Source organism: Stenotrophomonas sp. P5_A9, assembly GCF_056400525.1.
Genome location: NZ_JBFULC010000008.1, coordinates 63,679 through 86,197 on the forward strand (window position 1 = coordinate 63,679; position 22,519 = coordinate 86,197).

The 22,519-nt window shown below is 63.3% G+C and carries 25 protein-coding genes; 12 read left to right on the plus strand and 13 right to left on the minus strand.

Going from position 1 to position 22,519, the window contains the following annotated elements:
* Positions 1-7: 7 nt before the first annotated feature.
* Together AC1DR7_RS04200 and AC1DR7_RS04205 are read right to left on the minus strand one after the other, a co-directional pair.
* Positions 8-403, minus strand: a complete 396-nt coding sequence (locus AC1DR7_RS04200) for a hypothetical protein (RefSeq protein WP_457319734.1) — start codon at positions 401-403, stop codon at positions 8-10.
* A 245-nt stretch (positions 404-648) separates the two neighbouring features.
* Positions 649-1,230, minus strand: a complete 582-nt coding sequence (locus AC1DR7_RS04205) for a TetR/AcrR family transcriptional regulator (RefSeq protein WP_457319736.1) — start codon at positions 1,228-1,230, stop codon at positions 649-651.
* Positions 1,231-1,407: 177 nt separating this feature from the next.
* Between AC1DR7_RS04205 and AC1DR7_RS04210 the strand changes: the two genes are divergently transcribed.
* From AC1DR7_RS04210 to AC1DR7_RS04225, 4 genes are all read left to right on the plus strand, one after another.
* On the plus strand, positions 1,408-2,505 hold the full coding sequence (locus AC1DR7_RS04210) for an alkene reductase (RefSeq protein WP_457319738.1): 1,098 nt from the start codon (positions 1,408-1,410) through the stop codon (positions 2,503-2,505).
* Positions 2,506-2,564: 59 nt separating this feature from the next.
* Complete coding sequence (locus AC1DR7_RS04215) at positions 2,565-3,347, plus strand: SDR family NAD(P)-dependent oxidoreductase (protein WP_478051063.1); 783 nt, start codon at positions 2,565-2,567, stop codon at positions 3,345-3,347.
* Positions 3,344-4,345, plus strand: coding sequence for an NADP-dependent oxidoreductase (locus AC1DR7_RS04220; protein WP_478051064.1), 1,002 nt, complete (start codon positions 3,344-3,346; stop codon positions 4,343-4,345). The genes AC1DR7_RS04215 and AC1DR7_RS04220 overlap by 4 nt, the downstream gene beginning before the upstream one ends.
* A 757-nt stretch (positions 4,346-5,102) precedes the next feature.
* Complete coding sequence (locus AC1DR7_RS04225; RefSeq protein ID WP_457321638.1) at positions 5,103-5,750, plus strand: hypothetical protein; 648 nt, start codon at positions 5,103-5,105, stop codon at positions 5,748-5,750.
* 56 nt (positions 5,751-5,806) lie between these two features.
* Here AC1DR7_RS04225 and AC1DR7_RS04230 read toward each other — a convergent pair whose 3' ends face one another.
* From AC1DR7_RS04230 to AC1DR7_RS04250, 5 genes are all read right to left on the minus strand, one after another.
* Positions 5,807-6,136: a helix-turn-helix domain-containing protein gene (locus tag AC1DR7_RS04230; RefSeq protein WP_478051065.1), complete on the minus strand. Its 330-nt coding sequence runs from the start codon at positions 6,134-6,136 to the stop codon at positions 5,807-5,809.
* Between the two features lie 141 nt (positions 6,137-6,277).
* On the minus strand, positions 6,278-6,517 hold the full coding sequence (locus tag AC1DR7_RS04235) for a hypothetical protein (RefSeq protein WP_256774468.1): 240 nt from the start codon (positions 6,515-6,517) through the stop codon (positions 6,278-6,280).
* A gap of 87 nt (positions 6,518-6,604) precedes the next feature.
* Positions 6,605-6,904 carry a SymE family type I addiction module toxin gene (locus AC1DR7_RS04240; protein ID WP_478051066.1) on the minus strand — a complete coding sequence of 100 codons (300 nt, stop codon included), beginning with the start codon at positions 6,902-6,904 and terminating at the stop codon, positions 6,605-6,607.
* A 374-nt stretch (positions 6,905-7,278) separates the two neighbouring features.
* Positions 7,279-7,638 carry a helix-turn-helix domain-containing protein gene (locus tag AC1DR7_RS04245; RefSeq protein WP_313245415.1) on the minus strand — a complete coding sequence of 120 codons (360 nt, stop codon included), beginning with the start codon at positions 7,636-7,638 and terminating at the stop codon, positions 7,279-7,281.
* Position 7,639: 1 nt separating this feature from the next.
* A complete protein-coding gene (locus AC1DR7_RS04250) occupies positions 7,640-7,942 on the minus strand; it encodes a type II toxin-antitoxin system HigB family toxin (RefSeq protein ID WP_478054861.1) in 303 nt (100 codons plus the stop codon).
* A gap of 254 nt (positions 7,943-8,196) precedes the next feature.
* Between AC1DR7_RS04250 and AC1DR7_RS04255 the strand changes: the two genes are divergently transcribed.
* Genes AC1DR7_RS04255 through AC1DR7_RS04265 form a run of 3 tightly spaced genes read left to right on the plus strand, consistent with a single transcriptional unit; the run spans position 8,197 to position 11,596 of the window.
* Positions 8,197-10,335: a TonB-dependent siderophore receptor gene (locus AC1DR7_RS04255; RefSeq protein ID WP_457319292.1), complete on the plus strand. Its 2,139-nt coding sequence runs from the start codon at positions 8,197-8,199 to the stop codon at positions 10,333-10,335.
* Between the two features lie 8 nt (positions 10,336-10,343).
* Complete coding sequence (locus AC1DR7_RS04260) at positions 10,344-11,474, plus strand: PepSY-associated TM helix domain-containing protein (RefSeq protein ID WP_457319293.1); 1,131 nt, start codon at positions 10,344-10,346, stop codon at positions 11,472-11,474.
* On the plus strand, positions 11,471-11,596 hold the full coding sequence (locus tag AC1DR7_RS04265) for a hypothetical protein (RefSeq protein ID WP_256774474.1): 126 nt from the start codon (positions 11,471-11,473) through the stop codon (positions 11,594-11,596). The genes AC1DR7_RS04260 and AC1DR7_RS04265 overlap by 4 nt, the downstream gene beginning before the upstream one ends.
* 136 nt (positions 11,597-11,732) lie before the next feature.
* Here AC1DR7_RS04265 and AC1DR7_RS04270 read toward each other — a convergent pair whose 3' ends face one another.
* A complete protein-coding gene (locus AC1DR7_RS04270; RefSeq protein ID WP_457319294.1) occupies positions 11,733-12,035 on the minus strand; it encodes an antibiotic biosynthesis monooxygenase family protein in 303 nt (100 codons plus the stop codon).
* A 60-nt stretch (positions 12,036-12,095) separates the two neighbouring features.
* On the minus strand, positions 12,096-12,776 hold the full coding sequence (locus AC1DR7_RS04275) for a helix-turn-helix transcriptional regulator (protein ID WP_457319295.1): 681 nt from the start codon (positions 12,774-12,776) through the stop codon (positions 12,096-12,098).
* Between the two features lie 209 nt (positions 12,777-12,985).
* Between AC1DR7_RS04275 and AC1DR7_RS04280 the strand changes: the two genes are divergently transcribed.
* The 3 genes from AC1DR7_RS04280 (at position 12,986) to AC1DR7_RS04290 (ending at position 17,673) form a co-directional block, all read left to right on the plus strand.
* Entirely contained in the window at positions 12,986-14,284 is a 1,299-nt protein-coding gene (locus AC1DR7_RS04280) for a DUF2254 domain-containing protein (protein ID WP_478051968.1), read from the plus strand.
* A gap of 265 nt (positions 14,285-14,549) precedes the next feature.
* On the plus strand, positions 14,550-15,650 hold the full coding sequence (locus tag AC1DR7_RS04285; RefSeq protein ID WP_478053046.1) for a hypothetical protein: 1,101 nt from the start codon (positions 14,550-14,552) through the stop codon (positions 15,648-15,650).
* A 46-nt stretch (positions 15,651-15,696) separates the two neighbouring features.
* Positions 15,697-17,673 (plus strand): BCCT family transporter, encoded by a 1,977-nt coding sequence (locus AC1DR7_RS04290; protein WP_478054671.1) that lies wholly within the window; start codon positions 15,697-15,699, stop codon positions 17,671-17,673.
* Here the strand turns inward: AC1DR7_RS04290 and AC1DR7_RS04295 are convergent, their stop codons facing one another.
* Positions 17,674-17,925 carry a Na+/H+ antiporter NhaA gene (locus AC1DR7_RS04295; protein ID WP_478076404.1) on the minus strand — a complete coding sequence of 84 codons (252 nt, stop codon included), beginning with the start codon at positions 17,923-17,925 and terminating at the stop codon, positions 17,674-17,676.
* A gap of 51 nt (positions 17,926-17,976) precedes the next feature.
* Here AC1DR7_RS04295 and AC1DR7_RS04300 point away from each other — a divergent pair, with 51 nt between their 5' ends.
* The gene (locus AC1DR7_RS04300) at positions 17,977-18,339 is read left to right on the plus strand and encodes a hypothetical protein (RefSeq protein WP_478052293.1); all 363 of its coding nucleotides are present in this window, start codon (positions 17,977-17,979) and stop codon (positions 18,337-18,339) included.
* Between the two features lie 5 nt (positions 18,340-18,344).
* Here the strand turns inward: AC1DR7_RS04300 and AC1DR7_RS04305 are convergent, their stop codons facing one another.
* Complete coding sequence (locus tag AC1DR7_RS04305) at positions 18,345-19,028, minus strand: thermonuclease family protein (protein ID WP_457320353.1); 684 nt, start codon at positions 19,026-19,028, stop codon at positions 18,345-18,347.
* Positions 19,029-19,167: 139 nt separating this feature from the next.
* The gene (locus tag AC1DR7_RS04310) at positions 19,168-20,412 is read right to left on the minus strand and encodes an MFS transporter (RefSeq protein WP_457320345.1); all 1,245 of its coding nucleotides are present in this window, start codon (positions 20,410-20,412) and stop codon (positions 19,168-19,170) included.
* Positions 20,413-20,470: 58 nt separating this feature from the next.
* On the opposite strand from AC1DR7_RS04310, the gene AC1DR7_RS04315 reads away from it, so the two are divergent.
* A complete protein-coding gene (locus tag AC1DR7_RS04315; protein ID WP_478053044.1) occupies positions 20,471-21,481 on the plus strand; it encodes an AraC family transcriptional regulator in 1,011 nt (336 codons plus the stop codon).
* 371 nt (positions 21,482-21,852) lie between these two features.
* Here AC1DR7_RS04315 and AC1DR7_RS04320 read toward each other — a convergent pair whose 3' ends face one another.
* The gene (locus tag AC1DR7_RS04320) at positions 21,853-22,404 is read right to left on the minus strand and encodes a CPBP family intramembrane glutamic endopeptidase (protein WP_457320351.1); all 552 of its coding nucleotides are present in this window, start codon (positions 22,402-22,404) and stop codon (positions 21,853-21,855) included.
* Between the last annotated feature and the right edge of the window lie 115 nt (positions 22,405-22,519).

Genomic DNA, 22,519 nt, shown 5'->3' on the forward strand with positions numbered 1-22,519 from the left:
TCCCCTCTCACATAAGCAGGCGACTACCCATCGGTGGGCGCGGCGGTTGCAGGCAAGCCGTTGCATGCGGAGCGCCGTCCGAGGCCAGATGGGACGCTTCCGGAGACCCCATGCCGGTCTGTTCAAGCCCCTCCTGCACCGCTGCAAGCAGCCGGCTGGCACAGCGGACAGCGCTCCCGAGGCCAGGATCCAGCCCCACGATGTAAACGAAGCAGCCGTCAAACTTCGCCGACGCCGTCTCCAATCCCTCTGAATAGGTCATCTCGCGTTTGAGCGCCTTGAACCAGCGCTTGGGTGGCTCGGCGTCCAGCTCGATCACCACGGCGGCTTCGCCGAAGTCCAGCGGCATCGCTTCGATCCTCACCACCTTGGGGCTTGACGGGGTCTTTTGTCTGGCGGCCATTGCCCTTCTCCTCTGGAACAATGACGGAGAAGTATCCGCAGCAGGCGCCAAGAGCGCGTCAAAATTTGCTGACCGCCGGCGCGATTTTCTTTGCAGCTGCAGTGGCGCTGCTTAGCCGCGCAGAGAAGGCGCGAAGGTGGCACTGCTTCACTGCACCCTTGCGGCAACGCATGCGCTGCGAGGACTCGCCTGAGGCACTTCTTGCGGTCAGTGGCATCGGTTGCGCAGGCTGAGGCCGGCACGCGTCAGGCCGTAGACACCCCTGGCATCCGCGCCAGCACATCCGCCCGGCAGACATCCAGAAGTTCGTCCGCCAGCGCCGAATCGTCCGGGCAGGACCGGGACAGCACCATCGCCCCAACAGCCTGCGCCATCAAGGCGATCCGACGCGCGCGCGCCTGCTCGGCCGTGGCGGCGTCGGCCTGTTGTTCCAGCGTAGGAGCGACCGCCAGCTGCGCCTCGATACCTGCCGCAAAGGCCGCCTTGACCGCCGTCGGCTGACGCGCCGCGTCGGTGCACAGCGCTGCCATGGTGCAACCCTGGCCTGGTGCGTCCCGGTGCTCGCGGGAAAGGTAGTAGCGCACGAAGCTCTCCCGGTCCGTGCCGGCCGCGGCGTCGGCCGATTTGGCCAAGCCGCACCTCGCCGCTTCCGCCATCAGGTCGGCCTTCGACCCGAAGTGCTTATAGAAGCCGCCGTGCGTAAAGCCCGCGGCCCCCATCAGGTCTGCCACGCCCACGCCGTCGTATCCCCGCTCCCGGAACAGGGTGGAGGCGGTTTCGACGATGTGCGCCCGGTTGGCCTGCGCCTGTGCCTTGGTGACCTTCATGAACGATGCCCTGCAACGCGGTGCTGCGGAARTAAGGCACTTTACCACACTTAGATTACGCACATCATCAAACCATTGACATCTAAGATTACGGTCATCATCATTGCGCCAGCCCTATCCCGGAGCGGGCTTCCGCCCCTCCGCAACGCCCCGTCAACGATCACGACCCCACACCCCATGACGACCCCGACGCTCTTCCAGCCCTACCCCCTTGGCCCGCTGACGCTGGCCAACCGCATCGTGATGGCCCCGCTGACGCGCAACCGCGCCGGTGCCGGCCTGGTGCCCAGCCCGCTGGCCGCCACCTACTACGCCCAGCGCGCCTCGGCCGGCCTGATCATCACCGAGGCCACCCAGATTTCGGCGCAGGCCCAGGGCTACCAGGACACGCCGGGGCTCTACACCCAGGACCAGATTGACGGCTGGCGCGCGGTCACCGATGCCGTGCATGCCCGCGGCGGGCGCATCTTTGTGCAGCTGTGGCACGTGGGCCGCATCTCGCACGTGGACCTGCAGCCCGGCAATGCCGCACCCGTCTCCGCCTCGGCCATCCGCGCGCAGACCAAAACCTTCGTCCACAACGGCTTTGTCGATGTGTCCGAACCGCGCGCATTGGAGATCGACGAGCTGCCGGCCATCGTCAACGACTTCCGCCAGGCTGCCGCCAATGCCATCGCCGCCGGTTTTGACGGCGTGGAAATCCACGGTGCCAACGGCTACCTGCTCGAACAGTTCATCAAGGACGGCGCCAACCAGCGCACCGACGCCTACGGCGGCTCCATCGAGAATCGCGCGCGCCTGCTGCTGGAGGTCACCGCCGCCGTGGCGCAGGAGATCGGCGCGGATCGCACCGGCGTGCGCATCTCGCCGGTGTCGCCGGCCAACGCCATCGCCACGGTCAGCGACCCGCAGCCGCAGTACGACTACATCGTCGACCAGCTCAGCGCGCTGGGCATCGTCTACCTGCACGTGGTCGAAGGCGCAACCGGCGGCCCGCGTGACGTGGCGCCCTTCGACTTCGATGGGCTGCGCGGTCGTTTCAAGGGCACCTACCTGGCCAACAACGGCTACGACCTGGACCTGGCCAACGCACACCTCGCCGAAGGCAAGGCAGACCTCATCGCGTTTGGCCGTGCCTTCATCAGCAATCCCGATCTGGTGGAACGCCTGCAGACCCGCGCGCCCTTGAACGCATTGAACCCCGCCACGTTGTACGGCGGCGGCGCGGAGGGCTACACCGACTACCCCGCATTGACCGATCCGACGCCGCAGTAATCCGTTCAACAGCGTCGCGCTGCACCCCTTCTCGCCCACCCCATTCCAAGAGACACACCATGAGCCTGCTTCCCACCGTCCTCATCACCGGCGCCTCCAGCGGCATCGGCACCGTTTACGCCGAACGCTTCGCGCGCCGCGGCCACGACCTGGTGCTGGTCGCGCGCGACAAGACGCGCCTGGACACGCTGGCCGCCCGCCTGCGCCAGGACACCGGGGTCGCCGTAGACGTCCTGCCGGCCGACCTCACCCAGCCCACCGATCTGGCCAACGTGGAAACCCGCCTGCGCGACGATGCGCGTATCGGCATCCTGATCAACAACGCCGGCATCGCCCAGTCCGGTGGCTTCACCGCGCAATCGGCCGACAGCATCGATCAGCTGGTGACGCTGAACACTCTCGCCCTGACGCGCCTGGCCGCGGCCGTTGCACCCCGCTTGGCCGACGCCGGCGAAGGCGCGATCGTCAACATCGGCTCGGTAGTGGGTCTGGCGCCCGAGTTCGGCATGTCCGTCTACGGTGCGACCAAAGCCTACGTGCTGTTCCTGTCGCAGGGACTCAGCCTGGAGCTGTCACCCAAGGGCGTCTTTGTGCAGGCCGTGCTGCCTGCCACCACGCGCACCGAGATCTGGGAGCGTGCCGGCATCGACATCAACACGTTGCCGGAGGTGATGGATGTCGGCGAGCTGGTGGATGCCGCCCTGGTCGGCTTTGATCGTCGCGAAACCGTGACCATTCCGCCGCTGCATGTGGCCGCACGCTGGGACACGCTGGAGGCATCGCGCCAGGGCCTGCTCTCGGACGTCCGGCAGGCGCAGGCCGCAGAGCGCTATCGCGCATGAGAGCCTTCCTCATCCACCGCTATGGCAAGAACGAAACGGGGCAGATCGATGACGTGCCAACGCCGGCGCTGCGCGACGACGATGTACTGATCCGCGTGCATGCGGCCAGCGTCAACGCGCTGGACACGAAGATCCGGCGGGGCGACTTCAAGGTGATCCTGCCGTATCGCCTGCCGCTGATTCTGGGCAACGACTTGGCCGGTACGGTGGAGCGTGTCGGTGCCGGGGTTTCCCAGTTCAAACCGGGCGACGAGGTATATGCACGCCCCGACGATGATCGCATCGGGACGTTCGCCGAGTTCATCGCGGTCAGCGCCGCATCCGTGGCACTCAAACCCCAAAACCTCACCATGGTGGAGGCCGCCTCGCTGCCGCTGGTCGCGCTGACCGCGTGGCAGGCACTGGTCGAAACCGCCCAGCTGAAACCGGGGCAGAAGGTCTTCATCCAGGCCGGCTCCGGCGGCGTCGGCACCGTGGCGATCCAGCTGGCCAAACACCTTGGCGCGTTCGTGGCCACCACCACCAGCACGCCCAACGTGGCGTGGGTGAAGGACCTGGGCGCGGATGTGGTCATCGATTACAGGCAACAGGATTTCGCCACTGAACTGCGCGACTACGATGTGGTGCTCAACAGCCTGGGCAAGGAGGAACTGGAGCGCTCGCTGCAGATCCTCAAGCCGGGTGGCCATCTCATCTCCATCTCGGGCCCGCCCACGCCCACCTTTGCGACCGCGCGCGGGTTGGCCTGGCCGCTCAAGCAGGTCATGCGCCTGCTCAGCCATGGCATCCGCAGCAAGGCCAAGCAGAAGGGGGTGACGTATTCCTTCGTCTTCATGCGGGCCGATGGGGCGCAACTGAGCGACATCACATCGCTTGTCGAGTCCGGCGCAATCGTCCCGGTCATTGATCGGGTGTTCCCGTTCGAGGACACCCAAGGCGCGCTGGCCCATGTGGAAAGCGGGCGCGCGAAGGGAAAAGTGGTGGTGGAACTGCCGTAGTTGGATTGCCCCACGCTTCACGTGCCATCCAGCGAGTGAATGCCGATCAGGGAGCCGACGATCGCGGCTCTCTTCTTACGCCCCTCCCTGCCCCTCCGGCCCCGGCAAAGCCAGGCGGGGACACGGGCGCTCTGGCTCCGGCCGTCGCGGCGGCCTATGATGAAATCCAGACCCAGGCCCGCGCCGTCACCCCATGGGCCCTCAATGCGAACGCGTGAGCATGCCAAATACAGGGCGGTTCTATCTGTTTGAAGTGAACGTGCAGCCAGGTCGGCCGGACACGGACGAGGAGCCCAAAGTGCTCAGTGTCCAGGCCGAATGTCTTTCCTGCCATCACGTCACCACTGCCGCTGCCCCGCCAAGCCTTGCGAACATACCGGGCGGAGGCGCGGTGCTGGAGTGCCCAGCGTGCGGCAGCCGTCAGGCGATCTCGGCGGCGCGTTTCGTGGAGTTTTCGCAACGGTCCGCTGGCGGCCCTGCGTCCCCGGATGCACCGCCGCAGTGATCCAGGCCTCAGCGGCTGACACGTGTTCGGGAGGTTGAATCAATGCCCCTCTCCCGCGTTCCCTTGACTGTCGCCTGGCCATTATCTGCCACTGCCCATAGGCCGCCTGCGTTGCGGGCGATCCCCATTCTGAAGCCACGCGCTGTTCTCCTGCGCGATCGGCGCAGGGCGTTTCACAGGATCCAAGCGGGTCAATGGCGATCATGCAGCTAGCGCGTGCCCCTGCGTCGGCCCTACGGAATCCAGCCCATCGTGCTTCAGAACCTGCTTCATTTCGCCCCGCTGATAACCGCCGCCATGACCTGCGTGACGGCGCTGATCTGGGTGGTTTACCTGAGCTTTTTCCTGCGCAGCTACCGACGTCAGCAGCGACCGTCCATTCTGATCACATCAGGCGCCGGCAAGGATCTGGACGCGCATTGCTTCGTGACCAATCTGGGATTGGAACCGGTGTATCTGCTTGACGTGGTCATCGACCTGATTGAGCCGGATGGCAAGGTCGTTCGCGCGGTCATACCCGAGCGCACTGAACGCTGGAGCCAGGATGTTAACGGCGACGACGACGATGTCCGCCGTGCGACCAACGTCGGCTCGCTCACCAGCGGCGGCGAACGAGATCTGGGCCGGTTCCGTACGCTTATCGAGCGCGCCAGCAAGGAGAATCCGGAGATCGCCTCCGATGCAGACTTCACCAGTCTGGAGGTGACCGTGGTGACGGTCACCGCGAGCCAGGCAGAGCTGTGCGGGGCTTCGCGCTGCTACCGGATCGACCACGGTACCGATGGCCGCCCTCGGCTGAGGGCAACGACCATCAAGGCCAGGCAGCTGCAGGGGTACTTTGCGCGCCGCAGCCTGACGCGCCTGCTGACCGCCCAGCTCAGATCAACGGCTATGGGTTGATGGGTAATGCAGTTATGGGCGCGTGGGAAGCGGTGCCAGATCTCGGCGGGCGCGCGCTATCTGGTCGCTTTACGCCGCACTTCCAGAAGCAATGCGTCCTGCGCCTTTCCGGACAGCTTGCCGAACTCATCGATGAGCTCGGCAAGCTGGTCCGTTTCCGCAAACAGATAGGCAACGGAAACGCCCAGGGTGCGCGCAATCTTCTGCGCCGTTTCGATATCGCAATTGTGCACGGCCCGCTCGTACCGGTTGATGCGAACGCCTGCAACGTCTTCTGGCAATCCCACAAGCACCCCCAACGCGCGTTGAGTCAGGCCCTGCTCGAGCCGGCACGCGCGAAGGCGGCGGGCGAACACAGAGCGGATGGACGTAGGTGTGCGGGTCATGCAAACAAGCATGACCCAGCGCTACGCTGAACGTAAATTACGTTCAGCGTATGCGGAACGGCAAGGCCAGATGCGTCACATAAGCCAGCGCATTGCCTCGTAATTCCCGTGTTCCCCGGCACCTTTGCGACGGTGCCGCGCTCACCCCGTGCCAAACGGACAGCAGTGCCACCCCTGCTGCCGGTGCGCCATCTCCTCCAGATCCCGGTCTGCGCCTGCAGCGTCCAGCACCTCCCCTGCCCCCGAATGACGCGTCACATACTCCCGCATCAACGCTTGCAGCACCTGTGTGGCGGGGCGACGCTCGCGTGCCGCCGCTTGCTGGAAGCGGGCGCGTAAGCCGGCGTCCATCGTTACCTGCATGAAGACACTCTCGTTCATGAGTTCCTCCTACTGCTGGCTAGTGAAATAGGATGCAATCCGCACGGCAGTGCCGTGCTGTGCCCGCCTGCTGGCGGCACGTCCCGATCAGCCGGCGGTGCGCTGCAGCTTCCTGGGGATCTTCTTGGGCACCACCACGGGGCGCTCCACCACCGTGAGGGTGATGCAGCCGGGGCTGGTTTCAATCTTCAGGCGTGCGCCTACGTCGAAGCCGAGCTTGTCGAGCCAGCGGCCGCGCAGGCGCACGTAGGGAATGACCTCATCGCTGCCGTACTCCTCGCGGGCGGGATAGTGCTGCGCGCCCACTTTGCAGGTGGGGGCTGGTCGGGCGTAAGGCTTGCGCTTGGGCGGGACGAATTCGGGCGGGCTCACCCAGGACCTGTGCATGTTGGACCTCCTGTAAGGATCGCCCTCGCCGGGATGGCGAGGGTGTCGGGAGGCTAGAAGCCGATCGAAGCTCGGTGGGCGTATTTCCGCAAGGGTGTTGTATTAGCCACCCTCCCGACTCAGGACGTCCAACTTACACTCTTCAAGGAGCTTCTAGACTCCGATGGACACCATGCGGGTTGATGCGGAAGATGGGAAATTGCTTGTTTCTTTTGAACCGCGAAATTTGGTTCATTGCGTCTACGCCGACTGGAGAATGAGCATGCACACGCTCCGGCGCAAAGGCAGTCCAAAAGGCACCGTTGATCCAACAAGCTTCCAAGCCAATTCGCGATGAACCTGAAGAAAACCCAGCCGAAGCGGGGTTTAGCGTATCAGGCACCAATCAAACTCTCTGCGGGAATCCCAAGGTTCTTGTGCAGGTTGCGAATCATCTCTATGGACAAGCCGCGCTTTCCGTTAAGCACTTCATACACGCGGTTTGGCTTGCCAATCGATGCTGCAAGATCTTTCGGCTCAAGCCCAGCTTGCTCCATCCTGAACTTGATTGCCTGGATCGGATCCGGCGCCTCTATGGGGAACTGCTTGGCTTCATACGCCTGGATGAGCGTGGCCATCACGTCCAGGTACTCGCCTTCCGGGCTATCAGGCGCGGGGTCAGCCTCCACAAGCTTGGAGATCGACTTCAGTGCAGCCTTGTAATCAGCAGGGGTACGAATGGGGGAGATGTTCATCTCAGTCAACCTCTATGGTTGCGGCATCTATCTGATCGTATTCGGCATGCGTGCCGATAAACTTCACGTAGACAATGCCTACTTGGTAAGCGACCGCCACGATCAGACGGTGGTCGTTGCCCTTGATGTTGAACACCACTCGGTTATTGGCAACGAAGCTCGGATTTCGGTAGGCGTTCTTGATGTCCTGCGGCGACGTCCATGTGGCCGCCTTCGCCTCGTCGTGCCATGCATTCAAGGGCTGTTCGGCTTGCGGGTTCGCCGCCCCGTAATCCCTGAGCGTGGCAATGGCGATGACTCTCATGCGGCAATCAAAGTCCCATTTTGGGACTTGCTAAACCAGCGGGTCGAGATCCCGCGGATGCCCACCTTCGCGGCCCCAGAATGCCCACAGCATGACGGCGCATCACTGACGAAGGCGGGTGACGTCCCCCCACACGTCGGCCAGCGGGCGGCAGAGCGGCTGATCCGAAGCGGGCCGGACCTCCCGTTGAGACGCAGGCATTTGACCTCCCCACATGTTAATCTTTCTCATTCGCACCTAGTCTCCCGCCCCCGATGACCCGCCCACCACTTCGCCCCTCCGCCCTGGGCCTGTCCCTGACCCTCGCCTGCCTTTCGGCCCACGCCGCTCCTCCCTCCTCCGCCGATGTGCAGCAGCTCGACGCAGTACAGGTGCTCGGCCGCGCCCAGACCCTCTACCGGGTGGACGACGCCACGGTGGGCACGCGGACGGAAACGCCGCTGGCGCTGGTGCCGCAGTCCATCCAGGTGGTACCGCGTGAGCTGATTGAAGACCAGGCGGCCCGCCAGATCACCGACCTGTACCGCAGCATCAGCGGCATCAGTTTCTTCAGCTATGCCGGCGTGACCCTGCGCGGCTTCCGCCAGGAAAACGTGCTGTATGACGGGCTGCGCGGCGACCCCTATGCCGGCTTTTCGGTGCCGCAGCTGTTCAACATCGAGCGCGTGGAAGTCCTGAAGGGACCGGCCGGCGCCCTGTACGGCGGCGGCGATGCCGGGGGCGTCATCAACTACGTGACGCGCAAGCCCAAAGCCACGCCCGAACGCCGTATCGAACTGCAGGCCGGCAACAACGATTTCCGGGCGGCGTCGATCGAGGCCACCGGGCCGATGAACACCGCGGGCAGCGTGCGCTACCGCGCCGGGCTCTATGGCGACACCGAACAGGGCGTGCGCTGGAACGCGGACAGCGAAAGCGTGATCGGTGATGCGTCGCTGGCCTTCGACGTGGGCGACACCGGCGAGTTGACCCTGCAGTTCACCGACATCACCCAGAACCTGGGCGGCAACCGCCTGCGTGGCGTGCCGGTGGACGACAACGGCAGTTTTCTCACCGACCGTCGCTGGAATCACAACGAAGCCAGCGACTTTCTCGACATGCGCGCCAAGGTTGCGCTGGCCCAGTACCGCTTCTCGCCCAGCACCAACCTGGACGTGGATGTGGGTGCACGCTGGTTCGAGAACAACGAGCATCAGATCTACCACGAGCCGATGGGGCTGATCGACCGCAACCGCGACGGTGTACCCGAGTGGATGACCCGCCAGCTGCGCAACCAGATCCGCGACAACGATGCATTCACCGCCAACGCCAACGCCGTGTGGCGCGTCAGCACCGGCAGCATCGAGCACAAGGTGCTGTTCGGCGCCGATGTGTACCAGCAGGATGCCGACTTCACCGCGCAGACGGCCAACAGCGCGGATCTGGCGCGGGGTGCCGGCCCGGTGCCGGGCATCGACCTGTTCAACCCGGTGTATGGCGCAAGTTCGTGGCGCGACTACAACCTGGCCGCCCTGCCCTGGCGCAGCACGAGCACGCGCAGCAAGCGCTATGGCGGCTACCTCCAGGACGAACTGACCCTGACCCCGCGCTGGCATGTGCTGGCCGGACTGCGTTGGGATGGCTTCAAGGACGATGACCGCGTTGCCGGCACCCGCGTGGACGGCAACGACATCAGCTGGCGTCTGGGCAGCACGTATACCGTGCGGGAAGGCGTGAATGTCTACGCCAATATCGCCAGCGGCTTCATGCCCCAGAGCGCGGCCAACCAGAGCGCCGAGGCGGGCGGCCCGTTCGATGCCGAGCGCAGCAAACAATGGGAAGTCGGGTTGAAATCCCTGCTGGCCGAGCGCGTCACCCTGAACCTGGCCGCGTACCGGATCGACCGCAGCAATATCGTGCAGGCCACCGGCGAGATCGTGGACGGCGTCAACCAGCTGGCCGCCCTGGGCCTGGTGCGCAGTACGGGCATGGAGCTGGATCTGCTGGCCGATGTCACCGACCGCTGGGTGCTCAACCTGACCTACGCCTACAACGATGCGCGGGTGAAGGATGCCGGCAGCAACGGCATCACCAATGCCTCCGGCGATCGCTTCGCCAATGCGCCGCAGAACAAGCTCGGCCTGTGGACGCGCTACGACCTGCCGGCGATCAACTCCGCCATCGGCTTTGGCGCCGACTACGTGGATGAGCGCGTCAGCCTGGATGGCCAACGGGTAAAGCCGTATACCGTGTTCGACATGAGCTGGAAGACGCAGTGGCAGCAGTGGCAGTTCCAGGCCAACGTCAAAAACCTGTTCGACAAGGTCTATGCGGCCAGTGGCTTCACCGAGCGCACCGGCCACTTTCCGGGTGAGCCACGCCGCGTGTACGTGCAAGCGGCGTACGCCTTCTGAGCCCGCCCATGCGCCAGCCTACGCCAGCGCCCCCCCACCGCCCTGCACGCAGCGGGAGTGGGCGCCGGCTGTGGTTCGATCTGCACAGCTGGCTCGGCCTGAAGCTCTGCCTGTTCATGGGCTTTGTCTGCCTCACCGGCACGCTGGCGGTGTTCTCGCAGGAGATCGACTGGCTGCTGCACGCCCCCATGCGCGTGGCCGATGGGGGTGAGCAGGCCGGCTGGGGGCCGGTCATCCATGCCGCGCAGGCGGCACATCCGGACTGGGAGCTGGAAGGCATCTCCGCCGGTCACACGCGCCTGTTCGCGGCGCGCGCGCAGATGCGCCTGCCCGATGGCAAGCGACGCTTTGTCTGGATCAACCCGTATACCGCGCAGGTGACCGGCGACACGGGCTGGTTCAATACGCAACGGCTGCTGCGCAACACCCACCGCCACCTGATGCTGCCGGTGGCCTGGGGCGTGCCACTGGTGGCGGCGCTGTCCATCCCGTTGCTGCTGTCGCTGTTGAGCAGCCTGTACATCTACAAGAAGTGGTGGCGCGGCTTCTTCAAACGGCCCGACCCCTCGCGACCGCGCCGCCTGTGGGGCGATGTCCATCGCCTGGCCGGGGTTTGGTCACTCTGGTTTTTGCTGCTGATCGGCTTGACCGGCGCGTGGTATCTGATCGAATCCCTTGGCGGCGATGCACCGGCCGCGCCGACCATGCGACTGGCCGAGGGCGATGACCGCGCTGCCGCCGTCGACCCGGCCGCTGTGGACGCTGCGGTGCAGACCGTCCGCCAGCAATGGCCCGGCCTTCACATCCTCGGCGCCATTCCCGCACGCGATGGCGGGAGCATCCTGTTCCTGGGGGAGGCCGACGCCTGGCTGGTGCGGGAGCGGGCCAACAACATCGCCGTGGACCTGCGCACCGGGCACGTGATCGGCATGCATGACGGCCGTGCGCTGGGGGTCCATCAGCGTATCGCCGAAATGGCCGATCCCCTGCACTTCGGCAGCTTCGGCGGTTGGCCCATCCGACTGCTCTGGTTGCTGGCCGGCACGCTGTTGACCGGGCTGTGCTTCACCGGCGTGTATCTCTACGGACTTCGCACAGTGGATTCGCTGCGATCAGCAGCCAAAAGGCGGCAGACATGAGTCATGAAAAACTGCCCGGCCCGTGGCGCGCGGCGTGGCACGGCATGGGTCGTTGGCGATGGCTGTGGCTTGCCCTGCTGCTGGTATGGGCGTCGCTGGTGCCGCTGGAGGCAATGAAGTAGCGGGGCTCACCCGTCTAGACGACCTGAATTGGCTACGTCCAGATCCAACACCGCCCTGCGGGGCGGCGTTGGTAGCAGGCGTCGACAATGCTGCAACCTGCTTCGAGTCCTTCAATGTGAAGAGTCCGCAGCGGCCTCAGCCCGGTACGAAATGCCGCATCAGGTGTAGTTCCTCGATGGCAGCCAAGTAAGGGGCGAAACGTGCATCGCCACCGGCAAACGCCTGCGCCGCCGCCTGAGCGCTGGCGAGGTCTTGCCAGCGAGCGATGTCAACGAATCGGTCGTCCTCGCCGATCGGCGAGAACGGCTGGTAATCGATCAACCCGGGGAACTGTGCGATGGCAGCGCGCAGCTGTTCACGTAGCCTGGGCATCTGCGCGTGCGCCTCCGGTTTTACTGTAAACACGGCCAGTTCGAGCACGGAAGAAGTGACTTGCATAGGAAGGGTTCCTCATGGGGTGAACGTGCAGTCTGCCCACCCCCTGCTGCCACCGGGGTGTCAGTAGGCGCGTCCGTCCCAAGCGCTTTGTTGGTGTTGGAGATACGCTTCCAGTGCCACATGCTCTGGCACCGTCAAAGGCGCGGCATTGCTGAGCGATTCGATCTGATCCAAGCGGAAGTCCCGATAGTCCTGCCGGAGCGCGCACCAGCTGCCCAGTGTCCAATGCTGCCCCCAGTGAAACAGGCCCAACGGAAGCACTGTGCGCTCACTAAGCCTCCCTTGCAGAGAGCGATAGCGCAGGTGCACGGTGCCACCTTCACGAACGGCCGTATGCAGTGGCTGCCAGCACGGCAGCGACACAGGCACTGCGCGCAGCGCTCGGGCGATGCGCGGCTTGGGAGGACCGGAGGGGGATGCCGCCTGCAGCTTATGCAACAACGAACGCGCCGCTGGCTGCAGGTGTCCGCCACCACTGCAGGCCAGCATCTCCACCGCCAATTGCAATGCCTCGAGCTCTGACGCATCCAAGGTCAGGGGCGGTAATTCAAAGTTGGGCTTGAGGCTATAGCCAATGCCCGCCTCGCCATAGACAGGTATACCGGCCACGGACAGGTCATCCATATAGCGGTAGATGCTGCGCACGGAAATACCCAGCTCTGTGGCCAGCACCGCCGCAGTAACTGGCTGTCGCACACGAATCAGATTGACCAACTGGAACAGACGATCGGCCTTGCGCATGATGGTTGCCGTGACTACAGCTGCTGTAAATATCCTCCAGCACCCGAAAATGCAAGCGGGTGTGCCGAGTCGCCATAGCGCGCTGCTCGAAGCTCGGATACGGCTGTGGCAGGCGACAGGAGAGCGGGTTGAGGCCGGACACTTGGCGTTGACGCGCCCAAGCCCATACAGCTGGGATACTGACTCCATCAAAGCTGAGCAACTGCCCCATGATGACCAAGTGGCGGCTGACCCTATTCAGGATCAGCAGGAGAATGTGGTTCCGATCCACTCTTTACGGGGTATTGGGTATCGTAACCGCCCTGGCAGGCGCTGCCGCCAAGTTCGTGTTACCGACTGGGCTCGCCACCCAGATTGGTGTTGATTCGGTCGGCAACATCCTCGGCATCCTGGCCGCCTCAATGCTGACGGTCACGACCTTCGCCCTTTCAACGATGGTTGCCGCTTACGGCTCGGCGTCCACCAACGCCACGCCGCGCGCCTCTCGATTACTGATTGAAGATACCCGGGCGCAAGGTACGCTGGCGACGTTCGTTGGTGCGTTCCTGTTCTCCATCGTCGGGCTCATCGCACTCAGCACGGGTATCTATGGGGACAGCGGACGACTTGTCCTGTTCGGAGCGACCATAGCGGTCATCATCGTCATCACCGTGACACTCCTTCGGGCCATCGAGCAGTTTTCCCGCTTTGGACGGCTGGGAGAAACGGTTGATCTGGTTGAAAAAGCCACGTTGAAGTCGATGAAGCAGCGCGCAGATGCGCCGTTTCTCGGCGGGATTCCCTACAGTGGCATAGCGCCAAGCAACACCATTGATGTCTTCGCCGCGGATGTTGGGTACGTTGAGCACATTGATGTGCAGCGGCTCAATGCCATCGCGGAGGAACACCAGCTGACGGTCTATTTGACCTGTCAGCCAGGCACCTTTGCGACTCCCAATCGCGCACTTCTGAGCGTTGGGGGCCTTCTCAACGACGATCAAAGAACACAGATGATTGAAGCGCTCACCATCGGCGGTTCTCGCAGGATGGAGAACGATCCGCGTTACGGCCTGGTCGTCCTCGCCGAGATCGGCGTGCGATCCATGTCTCCTGCCGTCAATGATCCTGGCACGTGCATCACGGTCATCGGTACCTGTGTGCGACTTCTGCTCAGATGGGATGCCTTGGCCTGCGCAGGTGAGCCTGACAAAGTGCGGTATTCCCACGTCCACATCGCTCAACTGGATGTGGACGACCTGTTCGAAGATGTGTTTGCGCCCATATCGACCGATGCAGCAGGGTCTCTTGAAGTCAACATCAGGCTGCAAAAAGCGTTCGCCGCCCTCTGCGCCGGCTGCTCACCCGCCACTCGCGAAGCCGCTCGACGCCACGCCGACGCGTCTTTGGAGCGCGCAGTGCAAACGCTGAAATTCTCCCGGGATCAAGAAAAGCTTCGGGCGATCGCTGCGGTAGAACATCAACGCGCTCAAGACGCAGCTACCCGCCAGGCAGTAGCGTCTGGTCACTGAGACCTGAGATTGGGATGATCGCTACGAATGGACATCGGCACATCCATCCTGGCACTACCACTCACCAGCGCTGGAACCTCTGTATCGAGATCCACCCTCCCGTCGCTTTCACGGGCTGCGTGGTTCCATATCGCCCAATGCGCGCAACTCCCATCCTGTCCGGCCTCACGCGCCGTGAAGACAGAGCCTTGGACTTGGGTGGCCTACGCTTACGCGTTAGACTTGGACGCTTTCATTCGCAAAATGGAGGCCACGAGACACTATCGTGAAGGTATTTCCCCTCATTTACTTGTGTGTTGCTGCAACGGCCACAGGCACAATCCACGCTCAAGAAGCGCCCAACACTCCTGTTGAACCATTTGTCGATGTGGGTGGCGCCATCCGGTTCAATTATGGCTGGCTGGACTACGGCCCCACAAGCCGCCTGCAACTTGAACTGCTTCGCGCAGACGTAAAAGCCGGAGCTGGCCCGCTTTTCTTCTCTGCCCAATATCGCTGGTATGACGGTTTCGATGCCGTCCACCATGCCTACGCCGGATGGAATTTCAACGAAGCAACGCAGCTCAAGGCCGGCATCCAGCAGGTTCCCTTCGGACTCCTGCCTACCGTCTCGCAGAGCTTCTGGTTCGGCTCAGGCTACTACCTTGGCATTGAGGACGATTACGATCCGGGTGTGACGCTCAGCCATGAACGTGGCGACCATCACTGGATAGTCGGCTGGTTCTCGGGGGATGAATACGGAAGCGGCTCTCGCTACAACCGATACTCCTTTGACGTGGCCCAGACTGCTGACCTGCCCTACAGGGAACGAGAGCGCGTTCACTTCAGATACGAACACACCAGCGCCTTGCATAACGGTGAGGTGCTGCTCGGGGCCTCTGGATTCAGTGGTCAGGTTCAGAACACCACTACCCGCCGTCACTATCGTCACCAGGGTGCTGCGCTGCATGCCCAGTGGAAACGGGATGGCTGGACGACCCAGCTGCAATGGGCTCGCTACCGTTACAGCGTGCCAGGCGACCGGATTGCGATGTCTGCCTTCCTTGCCCCCTTTGAGATTGCGTCGGAAGCCGATGTCCCCAGCGCAAACGTGGCCTACTCCTTCGGTGAGCAGCGCTGGCTCGATGACATCACCTGCTACAACAACCTCAGTATGACGCGCCCGATGGGACGCAGCCAAGGCGTGAGGGATTCATGGCAGAACGTGACCGGATGCAGCCTGCAAAAAGGGATCATGTTGACTTACGTGGACTGGATTGCGGGCAAGAACATGTGGTTTGCAGGCGGGGACGGCATCGGAATCGATGACGGCGGCCCCTCCCGCTGGCATAGCCGACTCAACCTCAACATCGGGTTCTATTTCTAAGCRCAAGTCGCACTCCTGCTTCAACGATCATCAACCGGAGGAATTTATGCAGAGCCCAGCTCCGCCATCCACTCCTGTTCGCCAGCGCATCTTGCCGCAGGTGTTCATTCCCACTGCGGCCATCGTGCTTTTACTGTTGGCGCTATCCATCTTCGTTCCAGAAAAAGCGACGACTTGGTTCACAGCAGCCAAGAACTGGACCGCCAATGACGCGGGCTGGTTCACCATCTTATCGGTCGCAGGCTTCCTGGTGTTTGTGGTCGGTGTAGCGATCAGTGGCTACGGGCGCATCAAGCTCGGCCCAGACCACAGTCGCCCTGATTACAGCTATGCCTCGTGGTTTGCCATGCTCTTTGCGGCAGGCATGGGCATTGGCCTGATGTTCTTCGGCGTGGCAGAGCCGATCATGCACTACGCTACCCCGCCGACCGGCACGGCCGAGTCTGCCGAGGCAGCTCGCCAGGCGATGCGTATCACCTTCTTCCATTGGGGTGTGCATGCCTGGGCCATCTACGCTGTTGTTGCGTTGGCATTGGCCTACTTTGCCTATCGCCACAACCTGCCGCTCCGGGTGCGATCGGCGCTCTATCCGCTCATCGGAGAACGCATCCACGGCCCCATCGGCCATGCGGTGGATACGTTTGCAGCCCTTGGCACCATCTTTGGCCTGGCCACGTCGCTTGGCCTGGGGGTAATGCAGATCAACTCCGGACTGAACTACTTGTTTGGCCTGGAAGTCAGCACCCTCGTGCAGGTGTCGCTGATCGGCATCATCACCCTGGTCGCCACGGGATCAGTGGTGGCAGGCCTGGACAGCGGTGTGCGCCGACTCTCTGAGATCAACATGATCATGGCCGTCGCACTGCTTGCATTCGTGCTTGTCTGCGGCCCCACCGTCCACCTGATGCAGGCATTTGTACAGAACACCGGAATGTATGCCTCCCAGCTGTTCTCGATGACATTCAACCTGTATGCCTATGAGCCAAGTGGTTGGCTCGGTGGCTGGACCTTGTTCTACTGGGGCTGGTGGATTGCCTGGTCGCCCTTCGTTGGCATGTTCATCGCCCGCATCTCGCGAGGCCGCACGGTGCGTGAGTTCGTGGTTGGCGTCTTGCTGGTGCCGCTGGGGTTCACATTCCTTTGGATGACCATCTACGGCAACTCCGCCTTGTTCATGGTCCGATCCGAAGGTGTTCAGGAGCTCGTCACGGCCGTTTCGAATGACAGCTCCATGGCGTTGTTTGAATTCCTGCGCCACCTTCCACTGACGATGATCACCTCCTCGCTGGCCGTCGTGCTCGTCGCGTTGTTCTTTGTCACGTCGGCTGACTCAGGCGCCTTGGTCATAGACATGCTGACCTCCAAGGGTGAGGAAGAGTCGCCGGTSTGGCAGCGCATCTTCTGGGCACTCTTGGTTGGAGGCATCGCCGTTGCCCTGCTCATCGCTGGCGGACTGGAGTCCCTCCAGGCAGCCACAATTGCCAGCGCACTGCCCTTTACCGTGGTCATGATCTTGATGTGCTGGGGCCTGCTCAAAGCCATGCATCTGGATGCAACGAAGCGCTCAATCTCGCGCGACGCACGGCTGCTTCCAGGCACCAGCGGCGACTGGCGCGCGAGACTTAAACTGCTCGCGCACAATCCCGTCAAGATCGAGGTGGTTGGCTTTATCAGGGAACAGGTGCTGCCCGCCCTCCAAGAGGTTGCGGTGGAGCTGCGCAAGCAGGACCTTCCTGTTGAAGTCACCGAGGGAGAAGACGGGCGTGCCTGGCTACGCGTAGGCCACGGCGAGGAAATGGACTTCTTCTACTCCGTGCGTCCTCAGCCTTACGAACCGCCCACCTTCGCGTTGCAGGATCCACGCCGCCCAGTGAGCGAGGGGACCCGCCACTATCGGGCTGAGGTGTACCTGCGCGAAGGCGGACAGGACTACGACGTCATGGGTTGGCCGAAAGTGCAGTTGATCCACGATGTGCTGGACCAATACGAACGCCATCGTCAGTTCCTGGATCACGTTCGCTGATCAATGTCCCGGCCAACCCATGTGGGTTGGCCGGGACGTGGGCCAAGCGGTCTTGAACCTGGCCAACGAGCTTTTGATCCAGCTCAGCCCAGCAGCGATGCCCAAGGGCGGCGGCCCCAGAACGGCGCTCATCGCGATCCCCGAGATGTCCACGCCGACATTGGCAAAGCCAAAGGTCGACACGATCGCGAAGCCAACCCAGGGGCAATGCCGTGCTTCAAGTGCAGGAGTGGCCATGCCGGTGCTGGTCATACACCGTCAGCACGACGGTGGCATGCTGCATCTTCATGCCGGAGAGCAACGATGCGGATGACGGAAAATTCCCTTGCAGCCAGTGCTGTCACGCTGAAGGTAGGCGTGGTTTTCTGGATGCTGGTCGCCTGGCAGACGCCGGGCGGCGAGCCTTGGGACGCGCCCGCGTTCTGGACCGTCGTCTATCCCATCGCACTGGGCATCGCCGCAATTCTAGGCGCCTGTTTTCCCAGGCAGGCGTGGCTATGGGGACTGTTGCTCATGATGCTGCAGGTGCCGGTGGTGGCCGTGATGTCGGGCGTTGGCCCGTTGTTGCTGGCCGGACTGGTGTATGCACTGGTACTGGCGGTGCCTGCGACGGCCATCGCGACGGCAGCCGGTGCGCTGCGCCGCCGCCTGCATGGGAGGGTCTGAGAAGCTCAGCGCTTCGCCGGCTGCCACCCTGCCCGCAGTGCATCCGAAGGGCTGCAGAACATGCGCTCGCCGCGGCTCAAGTCGATGCGCGTGTGCGCGTAGTCCCGCTGGCCGGGCACGTGGTAGATCTTCTTGCCCTGCCGGGAGATGTTGCCCTTGATGCGGCATCCGCCCGGCGCCGGCTGCGCGGCCACCGGGGCTTGTCGTGCCGTCTGCTCATGCTTGCTGCGACGGTAGTCAGCTGGCATCTGAAACGGCCCCTGCCAGAGGTTCCGCTGGTGCCGGCGCGCGTCGGCTTCGTCTGCGATGAATGCCGTGGCGTACTGGCGATACGCGACCGCCCAACCGGAGCGCACCATCCACCGGTTGACTGACGTCCCTTGAACAAAGCACTCCGCTACCACCCTGCCATAGCGGTCCGTGTCCTTGGGCTGGCAACGAACGGTTTTCTCCAGCAGATAGCCGTCCAGCGCGGCGGCTGACCGACGCCCACAGGGCCAAGCGCGCTCATCTTTGGCGGTGCATTGCTGCGCGCTTTCCGGGGCATCGATGCCCCAGAGGCGGATGCGCTGCTTCGCCACGGTGAGGGTGTCTCCGTCCGTGACCGTCGCGCGGCCGACCAGCTCTGCTGCCACGCCAGGAACGGAAGGAAGAACCAAAAGCAACACCACCAGACCTTTCACCACCATCAACAACAACGTCCTTCAAGTGCACGCCCGGGAGCGAGCGCCAGTTAAAACAGGGCCGAGCACTTTAGCGGAAGCTGAGACAGGACGCCGACCGCATCGACGGTCCTTGAATCCCGATGTGCATTCCTGGTGTGGCCGCCTAAATATGCAACGCCGGACCTGCCGACAACGCCGCCGAGCTCACCCTGACCCGGAACGCGATGAGCAGGCTGGCGAGGAGCATCACCGCCGCAGCCACGGTGAGGACTGCAACGATGCCCCCCAGCCCGAACACCAGGCCGCCCAATGCAGCTCCCGCTGCGATGGAAGACTGCACCGCTGCGACCACCATCCCGCCGGCACTCTCGGCCTGATCGGGCACCGCACGCGCGACCCAGTTCGACCAGGCAACGGGCACGCCACCGAAGGCCAGGCCCCAGAGCGCAACCAGGATCGATAGCCCGCCAACGCCCACCGGCAACAGGAGCATGCCCAGAGCGGCTACGCCCACCAAGGCGGGCATGATCACCAACGTGACTTTCAAACTGCGCTCCATAAGCCAACCGGCCAGTAATGTGCCGACAAAATTCGCCACACCGAACCCGAGCAGGATCAGCGCCAGGCCATCAGCGCTCACCTGCCCCAGGCTCTCCAACGTGGGGCGGATGTAGGTGAAGAGCGAGTACTGACCGGTGTGTGCCAGAACGCAGCCCAGCATGCCGATTGCAATGCCTGGCCTGCGCAGGAGCCCCACCACCGACTCGGGGACTGCCGCCTTGCGCGGGGCCATGCGGGGCAGCGTGAACCACTGGAACGCAAACGTGAGTCCACCTACCGCCGTCGCCGCCCAGAAGGCGCTGCGCCAGCCCAGCAGCCCGCCCAGGTAGCTCCCCAAAGGAACGGAAACCACCGTGCCGACCGCAATCCCGCTGAAGATGATGGACAGCGCGCGAGGCACGCGCTGCGGCGGCACCAACCGCATGGCCACGGCCGCTGCCATGCTCCAGAAACCGCCCAGCGCGACGCCCAGAAGGACGCGCATCACCAGCAGGACGCCCATGCTGGACGACAATGCCACCAAGGCGTTGGAGAGGATCATCAGAGCCGTGAAACTCAACAGCACCAGCCGCCTGTCTATCGAGCGGGTCAGCCGCGGCACAAGGAGCCCAGCGAACAGGGCCACGACCGCAGTAACCGTCACGGCTTGACCGGCCAGCGCCTCCGACACCCCCAGGTCCGCCGCCATCGGCGTCAACAGGCTGGCAGGCAGATATTCGGCCGTGAGCAGCCCGAAAACACCCATGGCCAGCGAAAATACGGCCACCCATGCCGATGAAGACGGCTCCCCGCTATCCGTGGCCACAGAATCACGCGCGCCTGCAGCATCAACTACGTTATTGCTCATCAAAGATCCCAGTGCATTCGTGCAGCCGAGAGTTTAGGGAGCCACGTCAGGATGATCTATGATTGTCCAACCTGTATTTTTGATCGAAACCCCGAGCCGTCTCATGAGCCACGCTACACCCCAGCCCACGGATCTGATCAACGAGCTGCTGACCGGCATGCGGCTGCATGGCGTCCAATACCGGCGCATTCAGACCGGGCCGACCTTTGGTCTTGGATTTCCGCCGAAGCCAGGCCATGCCTATTTCCATTACCTGGCAGTGGGCACCGCGATTCTTCGTGGCGCGGACGGCAGCCAACACCTTCTCTCTGCCGGGGACGTCGTGCTTCTTCCCCGCGCAGAAGGCCACGCGTTGTTGTCTGGCGAGGACCATCCGGTCCAGTGCCTGGAAACGATAGACGCCGCCCCACTAGGCGACACGGTGAGTGGCATAGACACGTGCCCGAGCACCCATGCCGTGCCAAGCGCGGTGCTCTTCCACGGATGCATGGTGTTCGATCTGGGGGGCATGCAAGGATTGAGCAAGTTGATGCCGGCGGTGATGTTGGCCGATGGCAACGCCGCTCAGTTTCCTGGGCTGTTGCCGATCGTCGACGCGATGAAGCGCGAGGTGTGTTCCGGTCGCATCGGATTTGCAGGAATTCTCGCCCGGCTGGCGGATGCAGTGGCCGCCATGATCGTGCGTGACTGGGTCGAGCGCGGTTGCGACGGCGCGTCCGGCCTGGTCATGGCCATGCGCGATCCTCGTCTATCGCTGTCATTGCTTGCGCTGCACAGAGATCCCGGGCATGACTGGACCGTCGAAGCGCTCGCTGCAGCATCCAACATCTCACGGTCTGTTTTTGCAGACCGGTTCCAGACCGTCATGGGAACCGCGCCGCTGCGGTACGTGACTGAGCTGCGAATGCAGTTGGCAAGTCAATGGCTGACCCATCAGAGCCTGTCCATCGAGGTCGTGGCAGAGCGCCTGGGCTACGCCTCGCAGGCAGCGTTCAGTCGTGCCTACAAGCGCGTCATGGGGCACTCTCCTGGCGCGACTCGGCGCGGGCGCGCCTTGGCCTCGGCATAGGGGGAGCCAGTCCTGCCTTCGAACAATCGCCTCGCGCTTCGCGGCTTATCGCCGCTGCAAGCTCGGTGCTTGGCCCGCCTTGAGCTTGGGGCAGCCGCATACCGAGGTGGGCCGCTGCTGCGCCCGATTCTGCTTCAGGCACATAGACTTCAATCGGGCACCATGCCGTCGCCTGAGGAGGGCCACGGGATGCAAAAACTTCCGGGTTCCATCTCAACCGTCGGCATCCCCTCTGACCCCTGCACGCCGTCTCGTGACTTAAGGGAGCCCTGCCCCATCCCCAAATCCGGAAGACGGCCATCGATAGCCAAACGCACCTGTCAAAGCGTGCCATCCGAACGTGGTGCCTCGGTCAACAACAGTCAACTTGATCAATACCAACCAAGGTAGAGCGTCGCCACTCCCCACGTATCGATCAAGCCGTGCGCCAACACGAGCGACCAGAGGTTGCGCCCAGATCGGAGGTAGGCAAACCCAAAGAGTGCACCGACCAGACCCGTCACGAGGATTCCCGACAGCCCTTGATTTGCATGCATGAGGCCGAAGACCAGTCCGCCCGTCAACGACGCGGGATAGATGCGACCAGGCACCCCACCGAATAGCGCGTGAAGCTGGTGCATGAGGAACGCGCGAAAGACGAGTTCCTCGCCGATTGCCGCACTAAGCCAAGCGCCAGCAACAAGCGTCAGTGCAGCAGGCAAATTGCCAAACAACGGTCCGTAGCCGCTGTAGTCGGCCTTTGTGTCCGTCAGATGATCCACGAGGGGTTGAATGAGCGGGTCGACAAGGCCCACGACAATCCCGACCACCAGGGCCGTCCACGCCAGCGTCTGGCCGAGTGATCGCCGTTGCAGCCCGCAATACGACGGTGAGCGCATCTCCATCCAAACGAACGTCATGCCCAGCAGACCGACGAAGGGCATGCGCCAAGGGAATGGGAGCCACGGAAAATATGCCAATGCAAGCACGCATGCCACCAGCAGCAGCCTGATGGGCATCGCTATCCGGACGTGCGGGCGTGAGGGCACTGTCGAGTCA